This is a genomic window from Mesorhizobium sp. 128a, assembly GCF_053848025.1.
Genome location: NZ_JBSPKY010000001.1, coordinates 741,119 through 764,083, shown reverse-complemented (window position 1 = coordinate 764,083; position 22,965 = coordinate 741,119). Strand labels below are relative to the sequence as shown.

The 22,965-nt window shown below is 63.4% G+C and carries 22 protein-coding genes; 16 read left to right on the top strand and 6 right to left on the bottom strand.

Annotated features, from left to right (window positions below; all coding sequences use genetic code 11):
• Positions 1-27 precede the first annotated feature (27 nt).
• Genes ACWTU9_RS03500 through ACWTU9_RS03490 form a run of 3 tightly spaced genes read right to left on the bottom strand, consistent with a single transcriptional unit; the run spans position 28 to position 2,703 of the window.
• Positions 28-1,266, bottom strand: coding sequence for an NAD(P)/FAD-dependent oxidoreductase (locus tag ACWTU9_RS03500; RefSeq protein WP_455857096.1), 1,239 nt, complete (start codon positions 1,264-1,266; stop codon positions 28-30).
• The gene (locus ACWTU9_RS03495; RefSeq protein ID WP_455857095.1) at positions 1,263-1,577 is read right to left on the bottom strand and encodes a MocE family 2Fe-2S type ferredoxin; all 315 of its coding nucleotides are present in this window, start codon (positions 1,575-1,577) and stop codon (positions 1,263-1,265) included. Before ACWTU9_RS03495 ends, ACWTU9_RS03500 begins: the two co-directional genes overlap by 4 nt.
• Before the next feature lie 31 nt (positions 1,578-1,608).
• Positions 1,609-2,703: a fatty acid desaturase family protein gene (locus tag ACWTU9_RS03490; protein ID WP_455857094.1), complete on the bottom strand. Its 1,095-nt coding sequence runs from the start codon at positions 2,701-2,703 to the stop codon at positions 1,609-1,611.
• Positions 2,704-2,865: 162 nt separating this feature from the next.
• On the opposite strand from ACWTU9_RS03490, the gene ACWTU9_RS03485 reads away from it, so the two are divergent.
• The 8 genes from ACWTU9_RS03485 (at position 2,866) to ACWTU9_RS03450 (ending at position 10,957) form a co-directional block, all read left to right on the top strand.
• Positions 2,866-3,897, top strand: coding sequence for a LacI family DNA-binding transcriptional regulator (locus ACWTU9_RS03485; protein ID WP_455857093.1), 1,032 nt, complete (start codon positions 2,866-2,868; stop codon positions 3,895-3,897).
• A gap of 571 nt (positions 3,898-4,468) precedes the next feature.
• The gene (locus ACWTU9_RS03480) at positions 4,469-5,410 is read left to right on the top strand and encodes a sugar ABC transporter substrate-binding protein (protein WP_192255366.1); all 942 of its coding nucleotides are present in this window, start codon (positions 4,469-4,471) and stop codon (positions 5,408-5,410) included.
• 109 nt (positions 5,411-5,519) lie between these two features.
• Positions 5,520-6,596, top strand: a complete 1,077-nt coding sequence (locus tag ACWTU9_RS03475; protein ID WP_455857092.1) for an ABC transporter permease — start codon at positions 5,520-5,522, stop codon at positions 6,594-6,596.
• 2 nt (positions 6,597-6,598) lie between these two features.
• The gene (locus ACWTU9_RS03470; RefSeq protein ID WP_455857091.1) at positions 6,599-7,366 is read left to right on the top strand and encodes an ATP-binding cassette domain-containing protein; all 768 of its coding nucleotides are present in this window, start codon (positions 6,599-6,601) and stop codon (positions 7,364-7,366) included.
• A 111-nt stretch (positions 7,367-7,477) separates the two neighbouring features.
• Complete coding sequence (gene iolG / locus ACWTU9_RS03465) at positions 7,478-8,473, top strand: inositol 2-dehydrogenase (RefSeq protein ID WP_455857090.1); 996 nt, start codon at positions 7,478-7,480, stop codon at positions 8,471-8,473.
• A gap of 30 nt (positions 8,474-8,503) precedes the next feature.
• On the top strand, positions 8,504-9,298 hold the full coding sequence (locus tag ACWTU9_RS03460; protein WP_455857089.1) for an SDR family oxidoreductase: 795 nt from the start codon (positions 8,504-8,506) through the stop codon (positions 9,296-9,298).
• A gap of 102 nt (positions 9,299-9,400) precedes the next feature.
• A complete protein-coding gene (locus tag ACWTU9_RS03455) occupies positions 9,401-9,643 on the top strand; it encodes a hypothetical protein (RefSeq protein ID WP_455857088.1) in 243 nt (80 codons plus the stop codon).
• 222 nt (positions 9,644-9,865) lie between these two features.
• A complete protein-coding gene (locus ACWTU9_RS03450) occupies positions 9,866-10,957 on the top strand; it encodes a 3-deoxy-7-phosphoheptulonate synthase (RefSeq protein ID WP_455857087.1) in 1,092 nt (363 codons plus the stop codon).
• A gap of 186 nt (positions 10,958-11,143) precedes the next feature.
• Here the strand turns inward: ACWTU9_RS03450 and ACWTU9_RS03445 are convergent, their stop codons facing one another.
• Positions 11,144-11,779, bottom strand: a complete 636-nt coding sequence (locus tag ACWTU9_RS03445; RefSeq protein ID WP_455857086.1) for a LysE family translocator — start codon at positions 11,777-11,779, stop codon at positions 11,144-11,146.
• Positions 11,780-11,906: 127 nt separating this feature from the next.
• Here ACWTU9_RS03445 and ACWTU9_RS03440 point away from each other — a divergent pair, with 127 nt between their 5' ends.
• Complete coding sequence (locus ACWTU9_RS03440; RefSeq protein WP_455857085.1) at positions 11,907-12,608, top strand: helix-turn-helix transcriptional regulator; 702 nt, start codon at positions 11,907-11,909, stop codon at positions 12,606-12,608.
• 12 nt (positions 12,609-12,620) lie between these two features.
• On the opposite strand, the gene ACWTU9_RS03435 is transcribed toward ACWTU9_RS03440, so the two are convergent.
• Complete coding sequence (locus ACWTU9_RS03435; RefSeq protein WP_455857084.1) at positions 12,621-13,730, bottom strand: Gfo/Idh/MocA family protein; 1,110 nt, start codon at positions 13,728-13,730, stop codon at positions 12,621-12,623.
• Positions 13,731-13,882: 152 nt separating this feature from the next.
• Between ACWTU9_RS03435 and ACWTU9_RS03430 the strand changes: the two genes are divergently transcribed.
• Entirely contained in the window at positions 13,883-14,728 is an 846-nt protein-coding gene (locus ACWTU9_RS03430; RefSeq protein ID WP_455857083.1) for a MurR/RpiR family transcriptional regulator, read from the top strand.
• Here the strand turns inward: ACWTU9_RS03430 and ACWTU9_RS03425 are convergent.
• On the bottom strand, positions 14,725-15,615 hold the full coding sequence (locus tag ACWTU9_RS03425) for an AraC family transcriptional regulator N-terminal domain-containing protein (RefSeq protein ID WP_455857082.1): 891 nt from the start codon (positions 15,613-15,615) through the stop codon (positions 14,725-14,727). The two genes, ACWTU9_RS03430 and ACWTU9_RS03425, sit on opposite strands and share 4 nt — an antisense overlap.
• Before the next feature lie 139 nt (positions 15,616-15,754).
• Here ACWTU9_RS03425 and ACWTU9_RS03420 point away from each other — a divergent pair, with 139 nt between their 5' ends.
• The 6 genes from ACWTU9_RS03420 (at position 15,755) to iolB (ending at position 22,770) form a co-directional block, all read left to right on the top strand.
• Entirely contained in the window at positions 15,755-16,483 is a 729-nt protein-coding gene (locus ACWTU9_RS03420) for an SDR family oxidoreductase (protein ID WP_455857081.1), read from the top strand.
• Between the two features lie 310 nt (positions 16,484-16,793).
• Entirely contained in the window at positions 16,794-18,728 is a 1,935-nt protein-coding gene (locus ACWTU9_RS03415) for a bifunctional 5-dehydro-2-deoxygluconokinase/5-dehydro-2-deoxyphosphogluconate aldolase (protein WP_455857080.1), read from the top strand.
• A gap of 32 nt (positions 18,729-18,760) precedes the next feature.
• Positions 18,761-20,611 (top strand): 3D-(3,5/4)-trihydroxycyclohexane-1,2-dione acylhydrolase (decyclizing), encoded by a 1,851-nt coding sequence (gene iolD / locus ACWTU9_RS03410; RefSeq protein WP_455857079.1) that lies wholly within the window; start codon positions 18,761-18,763, stop codon positions 20,609-20,611.
• Between the two features lie 147 nt (positions 20,612-20,758).
• A complete protein-coding gene (iolE, locus tag ACWTU9_RS03405) occupies positions 20,759-21,676 on the top strand; it encodes a myo-inosose-2 dehydratase (RefSeq protein ID WP_455857078.1) in 918 nt (305 codons plus the stop codon).
• A gap of 64 nt (positions 21,677-21,740) precedes the next feature.
• Positions 21,741-21,953 carry a DUF3329 domain-containing protein gene (locus ACWTU9_RS03400; protein ID WP_455857077.1) on the top strand — a complete coding sequence of 71 codons (213 nt, stop codon included), beginning with the start codon at positions 21,741-21,743 and terminating at the stop codon, positions 21,951-21,953.
• 4 nt (positions 21,954-21,957) lie between these two features.
• Positions 21,958-22,770 carry a 5-deoxy-glucuronate isomerase gene (gene iolB, locus ACWTU9_RS03395; RefSeq protein ID WP_455857076.1) on the top strand — a complete coding sequence of 271 codons (813 nt, stop codon included), beginning with the start codon at positions 21,958-21,960 and terminating at the stop codon, positions 22,768-22,770.
• Positions 22,771-22,965: the final 195 nt, after the last annotated feature.

Genomic DNA, 22,965 nt, shown 5'->3' with positions numbered 1-22,965 from the left:
TCCCGCAGGTCTGGGTAAGTCAGCCCTTCACGCCGCCAGCAATGACTTCAGCTTCACCGCCTGCGATCCCAAAGCCTCCGGCGCCGGCCTCGCCCGCTTGGCGATCAGCATCTCGGCCAGCCTGATGTCGCGCGCCACCGCATTGCCGGGGCCGATGCCGCTCGCCGCCACCAGCCTGCCATCCTCGGCGAGGTGGAAAAGAATGAATGCGCCGTCGCCGAGGTCGCGGCGCACGGCGCCTTTTCCTTCGTCGGAAAGCCCGGCAATCTGCAGCGACAGGCCGTACTGATCCGACCAGAACCACGGCACCGCCGCATGTGCCTCGGCCGCCCCCAGCATATTGTTCGCCGCCAGCGCGCCCTGTTCCTGGGCGTTGCGCCAGGCCTCCAGCCGCACGCGCCGGCCGTTATAGACAGCGAGTGGAAACGAACAGCAGTCGCCGGCGGCAAAGATATCCGGATCGTCGGTGCAAAGCGTGGCGTCAACGGCAATGCCGTTGTCGATGGCCAGCCCCGCTTCCGCTGCCAGCGCGGTGACCGGAACGGCGCCGATGCCGATGACGGCGAGGTCGGCGACGATTGATCGTCCATCGGCGAATGTGATGCTGACCTCGGCGCCATCGTCGGCTATGGAAGCGATCCCTGCGCCGGTGAGCACGGCCACGCCTTCGGCCTCATGCGCCGCATGGATGACTTCAGCGATCTCGGCCGGCACCCCGCGCATCAGGATGCGCGGCTGCGCCTCGATGACGGTGACCGCCGCTCCGAGCTTGCGCGCCGCCGCAGCGAGTTCGAGGCCGATGAAGCCGCCGCCAATGATGGCGATGCGGTTTGCCGGGCTCAGGTGGCTGCGAATGGCGAGCGCATCAGCAAAGGTGCGGAGATAGACACAGCGCTCACCCAACCCCGGCATCGGCAGTTTGCGCGGCGTCGAGCCGGTTGCCAGCAGCAGCTTGTCATAGGGCAGGACCGAGCCGTCGGTCAGCCGGACCGTATGTGCCGTGCGGTCGATCGCCACCGCTTGAACCGAATGGATATGCCGGATCGCGCGTTCGGCCAGAAGCGAATCACTGGCGATCGCCTTGATCTCGGGCGCATCGCTCGTCATCGCGTCCTTCGACAAAGGCGGCCGCTCATAGGGCAGATGCGGTTCGTCACCGACCAGCGTCACCGGCCCGTCATAGCCGAGTTCGCGCAGCGTCAGCGATGCCCGTCCGCCACATTCCCCGGCGCCGATGATGACCATCCCGCGCTTCATATCAGTCATCCGATCTGGATCAGCACTTTGCCGGCCTCGACCTTGACTGGATAGGTCCTGAGGTTGACGCATACCGGCGCGCCACGGGCGTCGCCCGTCTTGTAGTTGAAGCGGCCATTGTGCTTGGGGCATTCGATGATGTCGTCCATCACCAGCCCGTCGGCGAGATGCACCTTTTCATGAGTGCAAAGGCCATCCGTGGCGAAATAGTCGTCGTCCGGGCTGCGATAGATGGCGAAGGTGCGGCCGCCATGATCGAAGCGCATCACATCCTCTTCATCAATGTCACCGGCGGCGCAGGCCTCGACCCAGTCGCTCATTTGTACCTCCCCGAAAATCGGATCGCCGCGCTCATTCCGCCGCTGCGGCGGCGACGGCATCGTTGTGGAATTCCTCGCGGTACGGCCTGGCGGTCGGCGGCAATTCGCGCTTGATGAAATAGTCCTCGTTGCGCAACTGGCGCAGGAAAGCGGGGATCATCTCGCGATAGCCGGCCAGGATCGACGGCGTCGGCGCCGGCAGATCGTGCTTGATCAGTGCATGCAGCCTGGGCAGCGCGTGAAAGGGCACCATCGGGAACATGTGGTGTTCGACATGGTAATTCATGTTCCAGTAGATGAAGCGGCTGACCGGGTTCATCAGCACCGTGCGGCTGTTCAGGCGGTGGTCAATGACATTGTCGGCGAGGCCGCCATGCTGCAGCAGGCCGGTCATGACGTGGTGCCAGGCGCCATAGAGGCGGGGCAGGCCGATCAGCATCAGCGGCAGCCAGGAATGCAGGTAGAGGGCCAAGCCGATGGTCGCGATGTAGATGGCGAGCCATATGCGGGCCACACGGATCGCCCTAGGCTGCTCCTGCTCGGGAATGAAGGTTTTTTCGGCGGCGCTGATGACGCCGGCGGCATTGCGCACCATGTCTGACATCGCATGCCAGGCGTCGAGAATGCCGAAGAAGTTGAGCACCACGCGCAAAAGGTCCGGCGGCCGCATGACGGCGATTTCGGGATCGCGGCCGACGATGATGGTGTCCGTGTGGTGGCGCGTGTGGCTCCAGCGCCAGGTCACCGGGTTGCGCATGATCATGAAGCAGGCGAGTTGGTAGACGGCATCGTTCATCCACTGCGTGCGGAACGCCGTGCCATGGCCGCATTCGTGCCAACGGGAGTCGGTCGAGGAGCCGTAGAGCACGCCATAGACGAACAAGAACGGCACGCACCACCACGTACCCCAGAACCAGGCGCCGCCGGCCGCACTCAGGATCAACGCGGCGAGCCAGATCGCGGTGTCGCGGATCGCCGGCCCGTCGGAGCGCTGCATCAACTCCTTCATCTGCTTGCGCGGAATGTCGGTGTGATACCACTCGGCGGCCGAAAGCCCTGTCTCGACGGCGAGCTTGGCGTCGCTGCCGATCAGGCTGTAGTCGCGCCGGAACGGTGTTGCGGTCATGATTGCCTCCCACGGCAATGGCGCTCGCTCCAGCGAATGCCAGCCTGGCTTCGAGCGTGAAAATAGCGCCGACGCATGATAGACTCAACATCACAAAGATAGTTTCTATCATTTCCTATCAGAATGATGTAGTAAGCTTCGGACGAACCCGACGAGGCGAGCATGGCGAAACGGCCGACCATCACCGACCTGGCGCGCATTTCCGGCGTCAGCGTTGCTACGGTCGATCGCGTGCTCAACAGCCGCCTGCCGGTGCGCGAGGAAACGGCGCGCCGCGTCTATGAGGCGGCGACGGAGATCGGCTATCACGCTGCCGGCCTGATCAAGCAGCGCCTGCGCCATGAGCTGCCGGAGTATCGGCTCGGCTTCCTGCTGCTCAGGGGCAACTACGTCTTCTACAGCGAATTCGCGCGCCAGCTTGAGCTGGCCGTATCGCAATCGCCGCGCTTTCGTGGCGTCGCCATGATCGATTTTGCAGACTCGCTGACGCCTGAAGAAATCGTCGAGCGCGCCCGAAAGCTGGCTTCCAAATGCCGGGCCGTCGCTTTGGTCGGGCCAGATCACCCGACAGTGACGGCCGCCGTCGAGGAGATGAAGGCCAAGGGTCTGCCGGTTTTTTCGCTGCTGTCCGACTTCGCCGCCGGCATTCGCGAGGGCTATGTCGGCCTCGACAACCGCAAGGTCGGCCGCTCTGCGGCCTGGATGATCTCGAAAGCGGCGAAGCGACCGGGCAAGGTCGCGCTGTTCGTCGGCAGCCACCGCTTCCACGGCCATGAACTGCGCGAAATCGGCTTCCGCTCATTCTTCCGCGAGCAGGCGCCGGAGTTCACCTTGCTTGAGACGCTGGTCAATCTCGAGGCCAACGAGATCACCCAGGACACGCTGCTTAATCTTCTCGGCCGCCACCCCGATCTCGTCGGCTGCTATGTCGCCGGCGGCGGCATGGAAGGCGCGGTCGCGGCATTAAGGCAAGCCAAGCCGGCCGAAATGCCGGCGGTCATCTGCAACGAGATCACTGCGGTGTCGCGCGCGGCTTTGGCGGACGGCATCCTGACCATGGTGATTTCGACACCGCTGGCGGCACTCAGCCGGGAGCTGGTCGACCTGATGGCGCATGCCATCGAGACGGGCGCCGCCAACGCGCCGGGTCAGACGTTTTTGCCGTTCGACATCTATCTGCCGGAGAATATTTAGCGTTTGCGACGCCGGCGGTTGGCCGGAACATCTACGCCTTCGTCATCCACGGGCGGAGCAAGGAGCGTAGCGACGCAGCGTAGACCCGAGGATCCATGCCGTGACTCCTGTGCGATACTACGGTGCAGAGTTCTACTCCGTCGCACTCCACGACCAAAGTCACGGAATGGATTCTAGGGTCTGCGCGACGGAGCTTCGCTCCTGCTTCGCCCTAGAATGACGAAGTCAGGGGGAGCAACCTTCGCAAATCGTGAATGGTTGCGACTGAGAGCCGGCCGGCACCTTGGCACAATCCAGTCGGATCAGGGCATTGATCGTCCATCCTCCGAAAATCCTTCACCCGGTTTTGGAATGGCTCTTGACGTCTCCGAAAAATGGAATAAATATTTCACCAGCTAGGGTTTTTGGTTCTTTCGTTCCGGAACATCTGTTTCAAACAGGGAGCCTGGCGTTCCAATCCTTGGGAAAACGCCATCCGGAACAGAGACGATATCAGGGAGAGATTCCTCGGGCGATCGGGGATTCCGGGTAGATCGGTGCAGCCGGACACCAAATGTGGAGGAGAAACACAATGAAGAAACTGATTTTGGGCGTCGCCTTTGCGGCGCTGATGAGTTCGTCCGCTTTTGCCGCCAAGATCGGCGTGTCGATGGCCAAGTTCGACGACAACTTCCTGACCGTGCTGCGCAACGGCATGATCGAGCAGGCCAAGGGCATGAGCGGCGTTGAGCTGCAGGTCGAAGACGCACAGAACGACGTCGCCAAGCAGCTCGACCAGATCAAGAACTTCGCCGCTTCGGGCGTCGACGCCATCATCGTAAACCCGGTCGACACCTCGGCCACGCAGGCGATGTCGGATGCCGCGGCGGCAGCCAAGATCCCGCTCGTCTATGTCAACCGGGAGCCGGTGAATGTCGACACGCTGCCGGACAACCAGGCTTTCGTCGCTTCGAACGAGGCCGATTCCGGCACGCTCGAGACCAAGGAAGTCTGCCGCCTGTTCACCGAGGCCGGCAAGAAGGAAGCCAATGTCTATGTCATCATGGGCGAGCTTTCCAACCAGGCCGCCGTGCAGCGCACCAAGGACATCGACGACGTCATCGCCACGCCGGAGTGCAGCTTCATCAAGATCATCGACAAGCAGACCTCGAACTGGAATCGCGACGAAGCCCAGAACCTGATGACCAACTGGCTCTCGACCGGCAAGCCGTTCGACGGCGTCATCGCCAACAATGACGAAAGCGCCATTGGAGCCATCCAGGCGATGAAGGCCGCCAACGTCGACATGAAGTCGGTCGTCGTCGGCGGCGTCGACGCCACCCAGGACGCGCTTGCAGCCATGCAGGCCGGCGACCTCGACGCCACCGTGTTCCAGGACGCGGCCGGCCAGGGCGCTGGCGCACTCGATGCAGCACTGAAGCTCGCCAAGGGTGAGAAGGTCGAGCACAAGGTCTACGTGCCCTTCCAGCTCGTGACGCCTGCCAACATCGACAAGTTCCTGAAGAAGAACTGAGCCGTACGCATACGGGGCGGCGCTCTCACGCAAAAGACAGCGCCGCTCCTTCTTCCCTCGCTGCCGGCAAGGCGGCGAGGAACGACCGCGGCTGACGGAGGATAGAAGATTGTCACAGACATCGCATGGCGTCGGCGGGGTCAGCTATGACGCGAAGAAGCGCACATGGCCGGCCGAATTCAACGTCTTCCTGGCGCTCGTCATCCTCGTCATCGTCTTTGAGCTGATCGGCCGCATCTTTCTCGGCGACTCCTTCCTGTTCAACACCCGCGAAAACGTCGCCGGCATCTTCAATGAAGCCCGCCTGCAGATCATCATCCTGCAGGTGTCCATCGTCGGCATCATCGCCATCGGCGTCACGCAGGTGATCATCTGCGGCGGCATCGACCTGTCCTCGGGCTCGATTGTCGGCGCCACCGCGATGATCGCCATGAGTTTCGCCCAGGTGGCGACCGTCAACGGCAATCCCAACCCCAAGGCGATGTTCCTGGCGCAAGGCTGGACCGACCTGCCGGTCATCGTGCCTGTGCTGGTTGCGATGGGCTGCGGCATGCTCGCCGGCCTGATCAACGGCTCGTTGATCGCCTACACGCGCATCCCGCCCTTCATCGCCACCCTCGGCATGATGATCACCGCGCGCGGCATCGCCAAATGGTGGTCCAAAGGCCAGCCTATCTCGTTTCCCACCGACAGTTTTGCCGCCATCAGCACCGGCTCGAGGCCGGTGATCATCTTCCTGGCGCTGGCGGTGCTGTTTCAGCTGATCCTGACCTATACGCGCTACGGCAAGCATTGTTATGCCATCGGGTCCAACGAGGATGCCGCGCGTATGTCCGGCATCAAGATCCCCAATCACAAGATCCTGGTTTACACGATCGCCGGCATTCTTGCCTCGCTCGCCGCGGTCGTGCTGTGCTCCAAGAACCTGACCGCCCAGTCCGGCATGGGCGTGATGTATGAACTCGACGCCATCGCCATGGCGGTCATCGGCGGCGTCTCGCTGTCGGGCGGCCGCGGCTCGATCATCGGCACGGTGATCGGCGCGCTGATCTTCGGCGTCATCATCTCCGGCTTCACCTTCCTGCGCCTCGACGCCTACTATCAGGAGATGGTGAAGGGCGTGATCATCGTCGGCGCGGTCGTTCTCGACCAATGGCGCCAGCGCATGCGGGCATTGAGGGCTTGACCATGTCAGACATCGTCCTGAAGACCGAAAACCTCACCAAGCGCTATGGCGGTGTGCATGCGCTGGAAGGCGCCAATTTCGAGCTGCGCAAGGGCGAGCATGTCGCCATCATGGGTGACAATGGCGCCGGCAAGTCGACCTTCGTGCGCCAGATCACCGCTGTCGAGCAACGCACCAGCGGCCAGATCTGGTTCGACGGCAGGGAAGTGAATTTTGCCGGGCCGATCGAGGCCCGCACGGCGGGCATCGAGACCGTGTTCCAGAATCTGGCGCTGGCCGACGATCTCGACGTGCCGTCGAACCTGTTCCTCGGCCGCGAAAAGGTGCTGTTCAACCTCGGCCCGTTCTCGATCCTCGACCGCAAATACATGCGCAAGGCGACCGAGGCGGCGCTCGTGCGGACGGCGGTGAAGATTCCCAATCTGTCCAACACCATTCGCCACATGTCGGGCGGCCAGCGGCAATGCGTGGCGATCGCGCGGACCGCGACCTTCGCCTCCAAGCTGATCATCATGGACGAACCGACGGCGGCGCTCGGCGTGCAGGAGACCGCGCAGGTCGAAAACATCATCCGCACGCTGAAGGACAATGGCGAGCCGCTGATCCTGATCAGCCACAATATGCGCCAGGTGTTCGACCTGTGCGACCGCATCGTCGTCTTCCGGCGCGGCCGCATCGTCGCCAATCTGCGCAAGGAGAACACCGACGGCAACGACATCGTCTCCTACATCACCGGCGCCAAGACCGGCGAGGCGGACCTTGCGGCCTGAACAGGATGGTCATCCGGTTTCTGGCGCGCTGGAAAAATAACCTTGCCACCTTTCCCTGACAGGAAGGTGGAGCCACCTCTCTCTCGAACCAATCCCTCAAAGGAAATTTCCATGACTGTTCGCTTCGCCCTCCTCGGTGCCGGCCGCATCGGCAAGGTCCATGCCCGCGCCGTCGGCTCCAACCAGCAGGCCAGACTGGTTGCCGTCGCCGACGCCTTCGAGAAGGCGGCGACCGAGCTGGCGTCAGCCTATGGCGCCGAAGTGCGCACCATCGATGCGATTGAAAAGTCCAAGGACATCGACGCCGTCGTCATCTGCACGCCGACCGACACCCATGCCGATCTGATCGAGCGCTTCGCCAAGGCAGGTAAGGCGATCTTCTGCGAGAAGCCGATCGACCTCAACGTCAAGCGCGTCGAGAAATGCCTGGCCGTGGTCGAGAAGGCCAAGGCGACGCTGATGGTCGGGTTCAACCGCCGCTTCGATCCGCATTTCGCCGCCGTGCGCAAGGCGATCGACGACGGCGCCATCGGCACCGTCGAGATGGTCACCATCACCTCGCGCGATCCCGGTGCGCCGCCGATCGACTACATCAAGCGCTCGGGTGGCATTTTCCGCGACATGACCATCCATGATTTCGACATGGCCCGCTTCCTGCTCGGCGAGGAGGTGGTGGCGGTCAGCGCCCATGCCTCGGTGCTTGTGGACAAAAAAATCGGCGAAGCCGGCGATTTCGACTCGGTCAGCGTCATCCTCGAAACCGCTTCCGGCAAGCAGGCCGTCATCTCCAACTCGCGCCGCGCCACCTATGGCTATGACCAGCGCATCGAGGTGCACGGCTCCAAAGGCATGGTCGCCGCCGAAAACCAGCGGCCGGTGTCGATCGAGGTCGCCAACGACAAGGGCTATACCCGCCCGCCGCTGCACGACTTCTTCATGACCCGCTATCTCGACGCCTACGCCATCGAGATCGCGGCTTTCATCGCCGCCGCAACCTCGGGCAAGAAGGCATCGCCCAGCGGCGCCGACGGCCTCGTGGCGCTGAAGCTGGCCGATGCGGCGCTGAAGTCGGCGACATCAGGCAAGACCGTCCGCCTCGACAAGTAAGAACCGGAATCCCAAGCCAGGAGCAGAGCGATGAGCGCATCAGCCGATCGCAATTCGAACACACGCGCCATCGTTACCGGCGGCGCGCAAGGCATCGGCTTCGCTGTCGCCGAGGCCTTGGCCGACGAGGGCTGCCGGGCGCTGGCGCTTATCGGTCGCTCGCGGGAGAAGGGCGACAAGGCGGTCGCCCACTTCAAGAAAGCCGGCGTCGACGCCATCTTCATCAGCGCCGACGTCTCGAAAGTGGCCGACTGCAAGCGTGCGGTGGCGACCGCCATCTCGCATTTCGGCACCGTCAACGCGCTGGTCAACGCCGCCGCCACGTCCGCACGGGGCTCGCTCGTTGAGACGTCCGAAGAGACCTTCGACCAGATATTCGCCACCAATGTGCGTGGCCCCTTCTTCCTGATGCAGGGCGTCGTGGCGCATCTGCTGGAGAAGAAAGCGCCTGGCTCGATCGTCAATGTCCTGTCGATGTCGGCGCATTGCGGCCAGTCGTTCCTCGCGCCTTATTCCTCCAGCAAGGGCGCGCTGGCGACACTGACCAAGAACGTCGCCAGCGCCTATCGCTTCAACCGCATCCGCTGCAACGCCGTGCTGCCCGGCTGGATGGACACCGAAGGCGAGGACATCGTGCAGAAGAAATGGCACGGCGCCTCCGACGACTGGCTGCAAAAGGCCGAGGCCGGCCAGCCGATGGGCCAACTGGTGAAACCGGACCAGCTGGCGCGGCTGATCAGTTACATGGCCAGCCCGCAATCCGGCGTCATGACCGGTTCATTGGTCGACTACGACCAGAATGTTGCGGGGATCTCGCCGGAGTAAGGCCGGCGAGTCCAGCGCGGGCGTGCCCGCGACGCTCTGGCCAAGGGGCAGTCTTTGCGAGAAAGATGAACCGGTTGCACCTAAGCCGGGCAAGAACATCTGATGCATCCATACTGGATCACGATAAACGGCAGTCTTGGCGTCGGCGTCACCGCGCGGTCGGAAGCCGATGCCCTTCAGCTCTTCGAACTTGCCTTTGGGTCCGCCGAGAAAATCGTCAGCATCGAGATGATCAAGGACATGAATGATCTCGACCAAAATCACGTCTTACCCAATACGGGCGGAGCCAACTTCCTTCGACGCGGCATCTGGTTTCCGCAGGGCCAGGAGCACATCGCAAATTGAGTCAATACGTAGCCTCAACAGAGACGTGACAAGCGCCTCCGCATCGACTATATGAGCCTCATGATCAACCTGTTCGCCACGTATTGGTACTTTAGCAGCTCGCTGGCGGCGGGAGGATTGCGCTCGATCTGAAGATTGCAGCAACAAGTCCGACAAGCCGCCAGACCTGGCGGCTTTTTTGTTTCAGCCGGCAGGTCTCCTAAGAAAACAGGAGCAGAAGCCGTGTTGACCACCACAGACGACCTTCGGGTCATGGAAATTCGAGAACTGAGCACGCCGGACCAGGTGATGCGGGAGATTCCGCGCACGCTGACGGCGACGCGCACCGTTGCCGCATCACGCAACGCCATCCACTCCATCCTGACCGGGGCCGACGATCGACTTGTTGTCATCGTCGGCCCTTGTTCCATCCACGATCCGGTCGCGGCCGTTGACTATGCCAGCCGTCTGGCGGCGCTGCGCGAGACCCTGTCCGATCGGCTCGAGATCGTCATGCGCGTCTATTTCGAAAAGCCGCGCACCACTGTCGGCTGGAAGGGCCTGATCAACGATCCTGATCTCGACGGCTCCTTCAACATAGAGAAGGGGCTGCGGATGGCGCGCAACGTGTTGTCGGCCGTCAACAATCTCGGCCTGCCGGCGGCGACCGAATTCCTCGACATGACGATCCCGCAATACATTGCCGACCTCGTCGCCTGGGGCGCCATCGGCGCGCGTACCACCGAAAGCCAGATCCACCGCGAGCTGGCGTCAGGCCTGTCCTGCCCGGTCGGCTTCAAGAACGGCACCGACGGCAATCTCAGGATTGCCGCCGAAGCGGTGAAGTCGGCCGCCCAGCCGCATCATTTCATGGCGGTGACCAAGGGTGGGCGCAGCGCCATCGCGGCGACATCCGGCAATGAGGACTGCCACGTCATCCTGCGCGGCGGTGTCCAGCCCAACTATGATGCGGCAAGCGTGGAGGCGGCCTCGGCCGAACTCGCCCGTATCGGGGTGGCGCCTCGGCTGATGATCGATGTCAGCCACGCCAATTCGGGCAAAAAGCCGGAGAACCAGCCCAAGGTGGCGGCCGATGTCGCGGGTCAGGTCGCGGCGGGCGACGAGCGCATCATCGGCGTCATGATCGAGAGCAATCTCGTCGCCGGCCGCCAGGACGTGGTGCCGGGCAAGCCGCTCACCTACGGCCAGAGCATTACCGATGGCTGCATCGACTGGGCAACCACCGAGACCGTGCTGCACGGCCTCGCCGGCGCCGTCGAATGGCGCCGTTCGGCGCGTCGTGCCGTGCAGGAGAGCCGGCAGGGCGCGGCTTGAGAGGCAATCGCACACGGCAGCGCCATCCCCCTCTCCGACCGCTTCGCGGCCACCTCTCCCCCATTTCATGGGGGCGAGGAAACGCCAATCGCTGAGGTCGCTGCGTTGAAAGGCTAGGGTTCCTCGCCCCCACAAAGTGGGGGAGAGATGGCTCGGCGAAGCCGAGACGGAGAGGGGGAGCGCCATCTACGCTGCCCTCAACCCCTCCCATGCCGTAAACACCGTAACAGCAAACAACAGCAGTCCGGCCGCCCGGCCGGCGAGAGCGGTCGCCCGTGGGTTGTCGACCAGAAGCGTGCGGCTGCGCCCGGCTGATATGGCGAGCCCGCCATAAATCGCGGCCTGGGTCAGAACCGTCAGCAGGCCCATGACGGTCGCCTGCATCCAGATCGGTCCGTAAGCCGGCTTCAGGAACTGCGGATAGACGGCGAGGATGAACAGATAGGCCTTCGGGTTGATCAGGCAGGTCATAAGACCCTGGCGGAACGCTTTCCAAGCGGATCGGCTGCCGGCCGGCCCGTCATGGCCGACGGTGATGGAGCTGCGCATCAGCGTGATGCCGATGAAGGCCATATAGGCGGCGCCGGCCAGCAGCAGCGGCTTGAACAGGATCGGCACGAAATGCATCAGCAGACCGACGCCGATGGCGCCATTCAGCGTGTGCACCATGCCGCCGACTATGATGCCGCCGGTGGCGGCGAGGCCCCTGTCACGCCCGCCGGTCAGCGCATTGGCGAGCACGAAAAGCATATCCATGCCGGGCACGATGATGATGCCGAACAGCAGGATAAAGAACAGCCAGAGATTTTCTGCGTAGCTCATGTCAGTTGCCTGTCGCCTCGCGCCGGGATGCCCCAGAGGAATTTGTTGATTTTCAAGCCGATAGGCAGTCCAATAGATCATCCCAACTGACGGGGATGTGTCAGTAGCGTTTCGATCGGGAGAGGAAATGCGCAAGGCGTCGCGCCTGTTCGAGATCATCCAGATCCTGCGGCTGGCGCGGCAGCCGGTGACGGCGGCCATGATTGCCGGGCAGCTGGAAGTGACGGTGCGCTCGATCTATCGCGACATCGCCGCCCTGCAGGCGATGCGCGTGCCGATCGAGGGCGGGCGCGGCATCGGCTATATATTGCGCCCCGGCTTCGACCTGCCGCCGCTGATGTTTTCGATCGAGGAGATGGAGGCGATCGTGCTGTCGCTCGCGCTGCTCGAACGCACGGGAGACAGTGAACTCAAGCAGGCGGCCAAGCGCGTCAGCGCCAAGATCGCCGGCGCCGTGCCGCCACCCTTGCGCCAGGCGTTCGACGCCAACGCGCTGCATGTCTGGGGTTTTGCCGCGCCCGCAATCGGCACCATCGATCTGGCGCTGGTGCGGCGCGCCATACGCGACGAGGAGAAGCTCGACCTCTCCTATCGCGACGAAATGGGCCGCGCCTCCGAGCGGCTGATCCGCCCGATCGCGCTGATCTACTATGCCGAGACCGCCAACATCGTCGCCTGGTGCGAGCTGCGCCAGGCGATCCGCAATTTCCGCAGCGACCGCATCGAGGATTGCCAGGCGACCGGCCAGCGCTTCAAGGGCGAAGGCGATCGCCTGCGGCAGCTCTGGGTTGATGGCTGGGAGACGAATGCCGTGGCCGCTACCGGGTGAAATGAGCGGTTTCTACCGCACGTCCACCCAGCGCTTCTCTTCGAAGGAGCGCGCCATGGCGTGGACGGTGCGCTCGATCTCCAGCCCTTCGGCGAATTCGATCACCCGCGCCGGCTTGCCGGCAAGCCGCGTCAGCAATTCGTGGCATTCGATGATCTTGAGGTCGTTGAAACCAAGGCCATGGCCCGGCGCCGGCAGGAAGGCGTCGTAGGGCTTGTGGTGCGGTGCCACCAATATGGTGCGGTAGCCCTGCTCCGTCGGGCGATCGGCGGTGACATAGAGCTGGATTTCGTTCATCCGCTCCTGGTCGAACAGGATCGACCCTTTCGAGCCGAAAATCTGGATGGCGATGCGGCCCTTGCGGCCCCAGGCAGAACGGTTGACCAGCAGCGTGCCGGCAATGCCGTTCTCCAGATGCATCAAGACGCTGGCAATGTCGTAGGTCTCCACCGCGCGGCGGCCGCCGCTGGCAACCTTGCGATCGGCATAGGGCTTGGCCATGTCGCAGATGACGCTGGCGACGCGGCCGAATAGTGCCGACACCAGCGACAGCGGATGCACGGCGAAATCATCGAGCGCGCCATAGCCGGATGAAGCCTCGTGCTTCCAGAAGAACAGCGCTTCCGGATCGGCCATGAAGTCCTCGTCCATCTCGATGCGCAGATGGTTGACCTCGCCGATGATCTTTTCGTCGAGCAGCGCGCCGATGTGGCGGATCGCCGGGCTCTGTATGTAGTTGTAGCCCAGCGCCGCGACCTTGCCGGATGTCTTGGCCGCGGCTGCCATTGCCTCGGCCTCGGCAAAGCTCGGCGCCATAGGCTTTTCGCACCACAGATGCTTGCCAGCTTCGAGGATGGCGATGGCCATTTCCGGGTGGAACTGGTTGGGCGTGGTCAAGGAGACGATATCGACCTCCGGGTCGTTGACGACGGCGCGCCAGTCGCCCGACGCCTTGGCGAAGCCGAACTCGCCGGCCTTGCGTCTGGCAAGCTCCTCATTGACCTCGCCGAGATGGACCAGCCTGGGCTTGGCGACATCGGGAAAGACGGCGCCGACGGCGCTCCACGCTATGGCGTGGCACTTGCCCATGAAACCCGTGCCGATAAGACCGACGCCGACCATCTTCTTCTCCACTGGATAAAATCGTCGGTGGATGAATTAGTCCATTTTGCTCCGAAATGGAATGTCTGCCTCATTTTTTATGGCGTTCTTGCGCAGGCTCGCTATGATGGGGCACAGAGGACGTTTCACGGATAAGCTTGGACGGGCCGACGATGGACGAACGGGTACCTCGCGACTTCGAGACGCTGCGCGCCACGATCCTCGATCGCCGCGAAACCTTGCCCAAGCGCATTGCCCAGATCGCCGCCTACGCGCTCGACAATCCCGACGATATCGCCTTCGGCACCGCCGCCAGCATCGCCGCTTCCGCCGGCGTGCAGCCATCGACCCTGATCCGCTTTGCCCAGCAGCTAGGCTTCGACGGCTTTACCAGCCTGCAGCAGGTGTTTCGCGAGCGGCTGCGCGAGCGCAACTCGTCCTACGACGAACGCTTGCAAGCGCTGCGCGCCAAGGCCGATGCAGGGGCGGGCCACCGCGCTATCTTCGACGGCTTCGTTGCCGCCGCCAGCACCTCGCTTAACGACATTTCGCGCACGCTGGACGAAGCCCATCTGGAAGACGCGATCTCGCTGCTGGCCAAGGCCGAGACCATCTATGTGCTGGCCAAGCGCCGCTCCTATCCGGTGGCGACCTACATCGCCTATGCGCTGGGCAAGCTGAAGATCCGCAACCAGCTGATTGAATCGGCCGCCGGCCTGAATGCCGAGATGGTTGCGTTCGCCACCCCGGCGGACGCCGTCATCGCCATCAGTTTCTCGCCATACGCGCCGGCCACCATCGAGGAAGCCCGCAGCATTTCCGAACAGGGCGTGCCGATCGTTGCCATCACCGACAGCTCTTTTTCGCCCCTGGCGCAGTTCGCCGAGGTCTGGTTCGAGGTTGCGGAAGCGGATTTCGCCGGCTTCCGCTCGCTGTCGGCAACCATGGCGCTGGCCATGGCGCTGACCGTCGGCGTCGGCGAGAAGCGGCGCAGCATCGGCCGCAAACGCAAGGCCTAGATCACCTCAACGGCCGCCTCGCCTGCCGCGGAAAGCCGCGCCGCGTCACGCGCCGGCGGTGACCCGAACTGGCGGGCATATTCCCGGCTGAACTGGGAAGCGCTCTCATAGCCGACCGCAAAAGCGACGCTGGCGACATTGCCAGGCTGGGCAAGCAGGAGATGGCGGGCCTCCAGCAGCCTTATCTGTTTTTGATACTGGATCGGGCTCATCGCCGTCGCCGCCTTGAAGTGACGGTAAAAGGCAGCGTCGCTCATATGGGCGATCTGGGCGAGGTCACTGACCCGGATCGGCTGATGGCAATGCGTCCGGATCCAGGCGATCGCCTGGCCGATGCGGGACAGATGGCCGTCGGTGCGCGCCAGCTGGCGAAGCTTGCCGCCCTGGGGTCCCTGCAGCAACCGAAACAGCATCTCGCGTTCGAGCATGCTCGCCAGCACGGGAATCTCCGCCGGCCGGTCGAGCAGCCGCAGTATGCGACGCAATGCGTCGAGCAAATCGTCAGTGACGGGCGAGGTGGCGAAACTGTCGCCGCCAAGCGCCGGCTCGTGCTCGACAAGGAGGGCGGCAACGGCCTGCAGATCAAGGGTGAAGCCGATGGCGAGGTACGGACGCCCACCGCTCGCTTCGACGATCTGGCTGATGGTGGGCGTTTCCACTGTATAGATGAAATAGCTGGCGGGATTGTAACGCAGAGCCCTGTCGCCGATCAGAACCGTCTTCGCGCCCTGCAGCACGAACAGAATCCCGGAACCCCACACGCCCGCCACGGGTGCCGTGGTGGCTTCGCTGCGGCCGATCGAAATGTGCGGGATCGCCGTTCTCGTCCGTCGTCCCTGTGCATGGCGGCCGGCGATATCGATCAGCTCCCACAGTGCTTCGCTCATGGCGCCAACATCGTGCATCAATGAACGCCGCGCAAGCTGCATGAGAGGATTAGGCAAGAGCGGGAGAGTTTTTGGCGCGCGCCGTTCCCCGCGACACGCCATCTCTGGGTCTTCGACATGGATAGATGGAGATATGAAAATGACCAGATCGAAAACCGCTGTGGTGACCGGCGCTAACAAGGGCATCGGCCGCGAAATCGCCCGGCGGCTGGCGACAATGGGCTTCAAAGTGTGGCTCGGTGCCAGGGATGCCGAGCGCGGCACGGCCGCAGCGCAGGAATTGCGCGCCGAAGGCCTGGACGTTCAATGGCTTGAACTGGATGTCACGCTGGACGACAGCGTGGCCGCTGCCGCCAAAACTGTCGGCGCTGAAAGCCCCGGTCTCGATGTGCTGGTCAACAATGCCGGTATCGCCATCAATTATGAGTTGCCGCCGAGCGAGCAGCATCTGGCCGATATCAGGGCAACCTATGAGGTCAATGTGTTCGGACCGATCCGCGTAACCCAGGCCTTCCTGCCGCTGCTGCTTGCAGCGCCGGCCGCCCGCATCGTCATGGTGAGCAGTTCCACGGGATCCATCGGCCGGGCGCTCGATTCCGGCACCCCGAACCAGGCGGTCAACCTGATGGGCTATGGCAGTTCCAAGACGGCGCTGAACGCCATCACCGTGGCCTTCGCCCGCGAGCTCGCGCCGAGCGGCATCAAAATCAACGCCGCGGCGCCCGGCTATACCGCTACCGACCTGAACGGCTTCAAAGGCCACCGCACCGTGCAGCAGGCGGCAGAGATCGTGATACACTTGGCGACCGTGGATGCCGATGGTCCCAACGCCGGCTATTTCAACGACGACGGTCCGCTCCCCTGGTAAAAGGAGCCGGACGCGAAAGGTCGTCCGGCGGCGATCATCCCAAGCACTTTTCCGGGAAGGAATGCTCATTCCATATTGACTATGGATTGGAATTATTATTTCATATTGCCGGCGCCACGCTGCCGCTCGCGCGTGTCCCCCAACTACGTTGCAATGGCAATTCCAGGGAAAGTGTGAGCGGTTTCCCCGGGAAAAAGCGCGAAAGCGCTTTTCCCTTGGGAATTGCGTAACAACAAAGAGATAGAGTGGTTCGCCGTTTTCGAGAAACGGCGAACCACTCTAACGACAACAAGACCGACGGGAGGTTCCAATGAGCGAAGCCGTGGATGCGAAATGCGCTCCGCTCGATGTCATCACCATCGGCCGCGCTTCGGTCGACCTCTATGGCCAGCAGATCGGCTCGCGACTGGAGGATATCGGCTCCTTCGCCAAGTCGGTTGGCGGTTGCCCGGCCAACATCTCTGTGGGCACGGCCAGGCTCGGCCTGCGCTCGGCGCTGCTTACCCGCGTCGGCGACGAGCAGATGGGCCGCTTCATCCGTGAACAGCTGCGGCGCGAAGGCGTTAATGTCGACGGTCTCAAGACCGACAAGGAACGGTTGACGGCTTTGGTGCTGCTCTCGGTCGAGAGCGAAGGCGTTTCGCCGATGATCTTCTACCGCTCGGACTGTGCCGACATGGCGCTGGCCGAGGAAGACATAGACGAGGCCTTCATCGCCTCGGCGCGTTCCATCGTCGTCACCGGCACGCATTTTTCCCGCCCCAACAGCGATGCTGCCCAGCGCAAGGCGATCCGCATCACCAAGGCCAAGGGCGGCAAGGTGGTGTTCGACATCGACTATCGCCCCAACCTCTGGGGTCTCGCCGGCCATGCCGAAGGCTTTGAGCGCTATGTGAAATCCGACCGCGTCTCCTCCCAGCTGAAGACGGTATTGCCCGATTGCGATCTCATCGTCGGCACCGAGGAAGAGATCATGATCGCCTCGGGCGCCGATGACTGCCTGAGCGCGCTGAAGACCATCCGTTCGCTGTCGGCCGCCACCATCGTCTTGAAGCGCGGCGCCATGGGCTGCATCGTCTATGACGGACCGATCAGCGACGACCTCGAAGATGGTATCGTCGGCAAGGGTTTTCCGATCGAGATCTACAATGTGCTCGGCGCCGGCGACGCCTTCATGTCCGGCTTCCTGCGCGGTTGGCTGGGTGGCGAAGACCATGCGACCGCGGCGACCTGGGCCAATGCCTGCGGCGCCTTTGCCGTTTCGCGGCTGCTCTGCGCGCCGGAATATCCGACCTTCGAGGAGCTGCAGTTCTTCCTCAAGAACGGCAGCAAGCATCTGGCCTTGCGCAAGGACGAGGCGATCAACCACATCCATTGGGCGACGACTCGCCGGCGCGACATCCCATCGCTGATGGCGCTCGCCTGCGACCATCGCGTGCAACTCGAGGATGTGGCAGTCAAGACCGGCGCCGATCCGGCGCGCATTCGTGACTTCAAGGTGCTGGCAGTCAAGGCTGCGGCCAAGGTCGCCGCCGGCCGCGACGGCTACGGCATGCTGATCGACGAAAAGCATGGCCGCGAGGCGATGTTCGAATTCGCCCGCCATCCCTTTGCCTGGCTCGGCCGTCCCGTCGAATTGCCGGGCTCCCGGCCGCTGCGCTTCGAATTCTCGCAGGACATCGGCTCGCAGCTTGTGGAATGGCCGGTCGACCACTGCATCAAGTGCCTGTGCTTCTATCACCCCGACGATCCGGCAGAGCTCAAGGAAGAGCAGCAGCAGAAACTGCGTTCCCTGTTCGAGGCGGCGCGAAAGGTCGGCCGTGAATTGCTGGTCGAGATCATCGCCGGCAAGCACGGCAAGCTCGACGACACGACAATCCCGCGCGCGCTGGAAGAGCTTTACGCGCTTGGCATCAAGCCGGACTGGTGGAAGCTCGAGCCGCAGGCCTCGGCCGGCGCCTGGGCCAAGATCGAGGCGGTGATCCTCAAGCACGATCCCTGGTGCCGCGGCGTCGTGCTGCTCGGCCTGGAAGCGCCGCAGGACGAGCTGGAAGCCGCTTTCGCCGCGACCGCCAAGGCGCCGATCGTCAAGGGTTTTGCCGTCGGCCGCACAATCTTCGTCCACGCCGCCGAACAGTGGCTGGCCGGCAAGATGTCGGACGACGAGGCTATCGCCGACATGGCTGCGCGCTTCGAACAGTTGACCGAAGCGTGGCTTGCCGCGCGTGGCCGTAAAGCAGCATAAAGGCGCGGCACAGGACTGCGGAGGAAAACACCATGAGCAAGACAATTCGCCTGACGATGGCGCAGGCCCTGACCCGCTTTCTGAGCAAGCAGATGACCGAGATCGACGGCAAGAAAGTGCCGATCTTCGGCGGCGTCTGGGCGATCTTCGGCCACGGCAACGTCGCCGGCATCGGCGAGGCGCTCTACCAGGTGCGCAACGAACTGCCGACCTTCCGCGCTCACAACGAACAGGCGATGGCGCATGCGGCCATCGCCTATGGCAAGGCCAATTTCCGCCGCCGCTTCATGGCCGCGACTTCGTCGATCGGCCCGGGCGCGCTCAACATGGTGACGGCGGCGGCACTCGCGCATGTAAACAGGTTGCCCGTCCTGTTTTTGCCGGGCGATGTCTTCGCCAACCGCATCCCCGATCCGGTGCTGCAGCAGGCCGAGGACTTTTCCGACGGCACGGCGACAGTCAATGACTGCTTCCGTCCGGTGTCGCGCTATTTCGACCGCATCACCCGGCCGGAGCAGATCATCCCGGCACTGGCGCGCACCATGCAGGTGCTGACCGATCCCGCCGATTGCGGCCCGGTGACGCTGTCGCTCTGCCAGGACGTGCAGGCCGAGGCGTATGACTATCCCGAGAGCTTCTTTGCCGAGCGCGTCTGGCAGCAGCGCCGGCCGCGCCCGGACCGCGGCGAACTGGCGGCCGCTGTGGCTGCGCTGAAGGGCGCGAAGAAGCCGCTGATCATCGCCGGCGGCGGCGTGCTGTATTCGCAGGCATCGGACGAGTTGGCGAAATTCGCCGAGGGTGCCGGGATTCCGGTCTGCGAGACGCAGGGCGGCAAATCCTCGCTGCCGGACACGCATCCGCTCAACATGGCGGCGGTCGGCGTCACTGGCACCTCGGCCGCCAACCGGCTGGCCGAAGAAGCCGATGTCGTGCTGGCCATCGGCACGCGGCTGCAGGATTTTACCACCGGCTCCTGGGCGCTGTTCAAGAATTCCGGCAAGACGATCATCGGCTTGAACGTGCAGCCTTTCGACGCCGGCAAGCATCGTGCGCTGCCGCTGGTTGCCGACGCGGCCGAGGGCCTCGCTGAACTGAGTGCTGCGCTCAAGGGCTGGGAGGCGCCGGACGTCTGGACTGACAATTCGGCCACCGGCAAGAAAGCCTGGCAGCTTGACGCCGGCAAGGTGACGGCCTCGACCAACGCCGACTTCCCCTCCGACGCGCAGGTGATCGGCGCCGTGCAGCGTGCCATGGGTTCTGAGGTCACGCTGCTGCATGCCGCCGGCGGTCTGCCCGGCGAGTTGCACAAGCTCTGGCAGGCCGGCGCGCCGGGCTCCTACCACGCCGAATACGGCTTCTCGACCATGGGCTACGAGATTGCCGGCGGGCTCGGCGCCAAGATGGCCAAGCCCGATGAAGAGGTCGTCGTCATGATCGGCGACGGCTCTTACTTGATGCTGAATTCCGAGATCGCCACCTCGGTGATGCTCGGCCTCAAGCTCACCATCGTGCTGCTCGACAACAGGGGGTATGGCTGCATCAACCGGTTGCAGATGGCCACCGGCGGCGCCAACTTCAACAACCTCCTGAAGGACTCGCGTCACGAAATCCTGCCCGATATCGACTTTGCAGCGCATGCGGCGAGCATGGGCGCGATTTCGGAAAAAGTGCCGTCGATCGCCGGCCTGGAGAACGCGCTGCAGAAAGCGAAAAGGAACGACCGCACCACCGTTCTGGTCATCGACACCGACCCGCTTGTCTCCACCGATGCCGGCGGCCATTGGTGGGATGTCGCGGTGCCGGAAGTCTCCGCGCGCAGCCAGGTCAACGCGGCACGCAGGGCCTATGACGAAAAGCGGCAGATGCAGACCGTCGGCGGTTGACGCTAAGTCGGCGCTGCCCCCTACCTCCCCCTTGTGGGGAGGTCGGACCGAAGGTCCGGGTGGGGGTCTGGCGCCGCACCCCCACCCCGCTGCTTCGCAGCGACCCTCCCCACAGGGGGAGGGTGAACAAGAAACCGGAGTACCGACTTGAAAGCCAAACTGGGCATGTCCCCCATTGCGTGGTGGAACGACGATCTTGCCGAACTCAGCGACGACGTCTCGCTGGAAGAATGTCTGCGCCAGTCGCGCTCGGCCGGCTTCACCGGCATGGAAATGGGCCGGCGCTTCCCCAACGACCCTGCTGTCATGCTGCCGATCCTCAAAGCGGCCGACGTCACGCTGTGCGGCGGCTGGTTCTCCGGCACGCTGGTCGATGAGGACATGGGCAAGAACAAGGACCGCATCCAGCCGATGATCGACCTGTTCAAGGCGGTCAACGCGCCCTGCATCGTCTATGGCGAGGTCGGCCGCTCGATCCAGGGCGACCGCTCCAGGCCGCTCGCCACCAAGCCGAAACTATCTGGCGACGAGATGAAGGCTTATGGCCGTCGTCTGACCGAATTCGGCGAATGGTGCGCCGAACAAGGCATGCCGCTGTCCTATCACCATCACATGGCGGCGGTGGTCGAGACCGAGCCGGAGCTTGACGCCTTCATGCGCCATTCCGGCGACGGTATTCCGCTGCTGCTCGATGCCGGCCATCTCGCCTTTGCCGGCGGCGACGTGCTGCGCGCCATCGACAACCACCACAAGCGCATCAGCCACGTCCATGTGAAGGATGTGCGTATGGCCGTGATCGACGGGCTAGACCGCACGAAGCAGTCCTTCCTCGACGCCGTGGCGCTCGGCGCCTTCACCGTGCCGGGCGACGGCTCGCTCGATTTCGGCGCCATCGTCCAGCGCTTCGCCGACCATGGCTATGAAGGCTGGTTCGTCGTCGAGGCCGAGCAGGACCCGAAGAAGAACCCGCCGCTGAAGATGGCGCAAGTCGGCCACAAGGAACTGATGCGGGTCATGACGGCTGCTGGCTACACGGTCGAGACTCAAGGCTTTCCCAATGCCTGAAGGCTGGATTCGCCGTGACGCGCGGTCTATCTGAAGTCGGGTCTGCTGAACCTCGGATGGCGCAATGAAAGACTATGAGCACCCGTTCTTCCGGCCGTTGTGGCGGCGCGTTGCCGTCGTCGCCGTCTGCGTGATCTGGGCGGGAATAGAATTCGCCTCCGGCACCCCATTCTGGGGCGTGATCGCACTGGGTTTCGCCGGATATGCAGTGTGGCAGTTTTTCTACCTCTACAAACCGGTCGAGGAAGCCAAGCCTCCGGCCGAACCGAAGGAATGACGCAATGTCGAAACTGCTTGTCAAAGCCGACAAGGGCCATGGCCGTGTCGCCCATGTCACGCCCAAAAGCGCCGGCTGGACCTATGTCGGTTTCGACCTGCATCGGCTGAAGCCGGGCGAAAACGCCTCGGGAAAGACGGGCGATCGCGAAGTGTGCCTGGTCTTCGTCACCGGCAAGGGCAAAGCGGAAGCCGGCGGCCGGGAACTTGGCCTGCTGGGCGAGCGCATGTCGCCATTCGAGGGCAAGCCTTGGTCGGTCTATGTGCCTGAGGGATCGGACTGGTCGGTCACCGCCGACACCGAACTCGAACTCGCGGTCTGCTCGGCCCCAGGCCTTGGCGGCGGCTTGGCCGTCCGCGTCGTCGCGCCCGACGATCTTGGCCAGGAAATTCGCGGCAAGGGCACCAACACGCGCTACGTCACCAACATATTGCCGGAAGGCAAGCCGGCCGACTCACTGCTGGTGGTCGAGGTCATCACGCCCGGTGGCCACACATCGAGTTATCCCCCCCACAAGCACGACCAGGACAATCTGCCGGTCGAATCCTATCTCGAGGAGACCTACTACCACCGCCTCAACCCGCCGCAGGGCTTTGCCTTCCAGCGCGTCTACACCGACGCCGACAACAACGGCGCCCGCGAGCTCGACGAAGCGATGGCGATCGAGGACGGCGATGTCGTGCTGGTGCCCAAGGGCTATCACCCCTGCGCCGCCTGCCACGGCTATGATCTCTATTATCTCAATGTCATGGCCGGACCGAAGCGGACGTGGAAATTCTACAATGCGCCCGAGCACGAATGGCTGATGAAGGCCTGAACAGCGCAAGCTGTTGGTCCAGCTGAAAAAAATCGTCGGCTAAGGACTTTTCTGGTCGATTTGCCATCGAAAACCCGCAGAAGCTTCGTCAATCCGTCATGGAAATCACCTATGGCAGCGGGACGGTGCATGTCGCCCAAAAGTGCGAAGCGGTTTTGGGATAACGACATGCCAAAGCAAACAGACTTAAAGCGC